The following is a 2,746-nucleotide window of genomic DNA, read 5'->3' as shown; positions in this document are numbered from 1 at the left end:
TTATTTATAGAAAGTTCATTAGCAACAATTCGTATTATCTCATCGTAAGCTCTCCAGCTTGAGATATAACAACTTCCATCTTCTATAGTTATGAATCCTTGCGCCATGTTTAAATTATTGCCAACGTTTATGTGTAAGGAACGTTGCGTGTTTGTGTGCGAGGATTTTCCGAAGGAAAATCAGAAGCTAGCAAACAAAGCAAGTATCAAACGGCTTAACTAAAATAAGCAATGTTTTTTACACGGTGTTAGCCCACGTTTTTTTATTTTATCATGAATTATTCAAAAACTCTTCATTTTTGTTTTTAGTTAATCCAATATTTAAAAAATATCGAGAACCATGCATATCGAATCCATTGATTTGAATTTTAACTCCTCTATTTTCCCAATTATAATTTCCTTCAAAGAAATTTTCATTTTCAAATTCGATATCTGTTAATGTTGGTTCTCCAAGCACTTCTTTAAAATGGTTTTTTAATTTAATGGATTTTTCATATCCGTCAATTCCAAATCCAAGAAGTTCAGTAACTCGCTCAAAAGGATTTGACCATGGCAAAAATATCCACATACTAATTCCTAAACTACTTTTATATCCGTCTAATATTGAGTGTTTTCCCAAATACCATTCAGTTCGGTCTCCTTTATCTAATCTTTTTTCTTTATAATTATCAAGTTGATTGAAAGGTGTATTCCACGGAATAAGAATTTTTTCATCTTCAAGCAATATTCCTTTTTGTAGATTGTTCCATATTTGATTTTGCCTTTCAAGATTATTAGATGAATATGGAAAATCAAAAGTATTATCAAGTTCAGGAATTGAACTAAATTTTGACTTGAATTCTCTTATTTTTCTAAATAGTCTCATTTTTTTTAAATGTAGGCTAACGGTTTGTGTAAGGATAGTTGCGTGAGCAAGCAACTAACTTACTAAAAAGGAACGAACCAAAGGAAAATCCGCAGGATTTTCCGAGTAGGCTAGAACCAAGCAATTATTTTTACACTGTGTTGGCAATAGTTATTTTATTTTTTTACCATTAATATATTCCTTAACTGTTTTTGTTCCGTCATCATTTATACAAAATTCAACCCCATTTTTTTTTCCATTGACGTATTTACATTGATAAGTTAGTATGTCATTAGTATATACTTCGTTTAATGTTTTCACTCCATTAATATCAAAGTGAGTGTATTCTACGTAAGGAGGTTTTCTATATTCTATTTCAGTTTTTGGTGTAAAAGTTTTTTCATGGTAAAGGATTACTTTAAATGGAGCAGGTTTTCCTTTTCCATTTAAGTATAGAGTTGTTTTTATTAAAATTCCACTTTCGTAAATTTCATCATAAACTAGGTGTCCATTTTTTCTAAACTTTTGTAGAATTCCGCTAAACAATTTATCATTCGAAATTTTGTATGCTAAATAGTTCTCATAATATACATCGTTGATTCCAATTTTTTCTTGAGAAATCAGTTGGTTAAAAGAAAAAAACAATATTAAAATCAGAAGGTTTTTCATTTGGTCATAATTATTGCCAACGGTCTCGTATAACCGTCAGTTACGGGTTTTAAGTTACTAATTTTCGGTTTAGAACTGACTTTTGCAATTCCGAGTGGATTCGGACGTAGTCGAATCCGCCGTAATTGCGGTTATACATTGTTGTAAGCAGTTTTTTATCTGTAATAATAAAACCAACTGCTTTCATAATTTTCGTCAAAATTTTGTTTTGAGTCAATTCCAATTTTAAATTCATCTCTTTTCCAATAATCAAATTCGTCATATTCTTTTAGCAACTCAAAATATCTTTTTTCTAGTTCTTTAAAGAAGTCCGATTTACTTATTTTCTCTTTTTGTCTATCATCAAAAACAAATAAAGTCGTACTTGCAAAGCACCTTGATAATGTCCAAACTTTGTTATTGTTTAGATTAGCTAATAATTCTTTTATTTTAGGTTCTGGAATCAGCCCATTTGCTTCTTCTTTTGCTAATGGTTCAAATGCTGAAGCCGAAACGAAAATATCTTTTAATTTTGGTTTCAGTTTTTTTGTTAGTCCAAGAATACTTTTTTCATTTGGGATTTCTAAAGTTTTGCAAATCTCCAGATATTTTTCTGCGATTGCGTTCTGAATTTTTTCATTGTAATTAGCCCACTGTTCATCGCTTTCTTTGAATTTGATTTCGTCGTTTTCGGTTTCAACAGCAATTCCGATTCTAATTCGGTTGTCGTGGTTCATTATTTCGTGAGTAATGTTTATTACATTCACCTCGTATTTTTCTGAAATCCAATTAGCCAACTCCAAAAAGTTGGAATCGATTCCACTTTTTTTCTGCTTTATTCGTTTAGCTAATTTGTATTCTTTATCTGATGATGCTACCAAATTTCCTCGGTTTTCTTAAATTGCTTACAACGTTTTGTATAATTTTTAGTTGCGTGGATTAGGTACTAAAATAGCAAAAAAACACAAGCCAAAGGAAAAATCCGCAGGATTTTTCCGATTAAGTAACTACAAGCAATTAAATTTATACCATGTTATGTAGCGGTTTTGAATTTAGACAAAGATTTAAATGTCCTTTTTTTTTAATTTTTATGTTATTCTTTCTCCGCAATTTTTGGTTTTCCGTTTCAGTTTTTAGAATTCCGTTCTATTAATTTTTACTAGCTTAAATTTTTAGAAATTCCGCTATTTTTATAATTCCGCAAACTTTGTTTTTTTTATACAGTTCAAAAATCTAGTAATATTCCGCTTAATTT

The 2,746-nt window shown here is 29.9% G+C and carries 3 protein-coding genes; all 3 read right to left on the bottom strand.

Annotation, left to right across the window (positions count from 1 at the left end; all coding sequences use genetic code 11):
* Positions 1-270: 270 nt before the first annotated feature.
* The 3 genes from ACFQ1R_RS11645 to ACFQ1R_RS11635 all read right to left on the bottom strand — a co-directional run bounded on the left by ACFQ1R_RS11645 (position 271) and on the right by ACFQ1R_RS11635 (position 2,372).
* Positions 271-864 (bottom strand): hypothetical protein, encoded by a 594-nt coding sequence (locus ACFQ1R_RS11645; RefSeq protein WP_379926399.1) that lies wholly within the window; start codon positions 862-864, stop codon positions 271-273.
* A gap of 150 nt (positions 865-1,014) precedes the next feature.
* On the bottom strand, positions 1,015-1,512 hold the full coding sequence (locus ACFQ1R_RS11640) for a hypothetical protein (protein WP_379926398.1): 498 nt from the start codon (positions 1,510-1,512) through the stop codon (positions 1,015-1,017).
* Positions 1,513-1,667: 155 nt separating this feature from the next.
* Positions 1,668-2,372, bottom strand: coding sequence for a hypothetical protein (locus ACFQ1R_RS11635; protein ID WP_379926397.1), 705 nt, complete (start codon positions 2,370-2,372; stop codon positions 1,668-1,670).
* Positions 2,373-2,746 lie beyond the last annotated feature (374 nt).

The sequence above is a fragment of the Mariniflexile jejuense genome, assembly GCF_042675665.1.
GTDB classification, from domain to species: Bacteria; Bacteroidota; Bacteroidia; order Flavobacteriales; family Flavobacteriaceae; genus Mariniflexile; species Mariniflexile jejuense.
The sequence above is the reverse complement of the archived record's forward strand: the minus strand, read 5'-3'. Positions and strand labels throughout refer to the sequence as shown.

Bases quoted from the DNA above. Each gene is read 5' to 3' on its own strand.
- ACFQ1R_RS11645 (WP_379926399.1), bottom strand. From the start codon at position 864: ATGAGACTATTTAGAAAAATAAGAGAATTCAAGTCAAAATTTAGTTCA.
- ACFQ1R_RS11640 (WP_379926398.1), bottom strand. From the start codon at position 1,512: ATGAAAAACCTTCTGATTTTAATATTGTTTTTTTCTTTTAACCAACTG.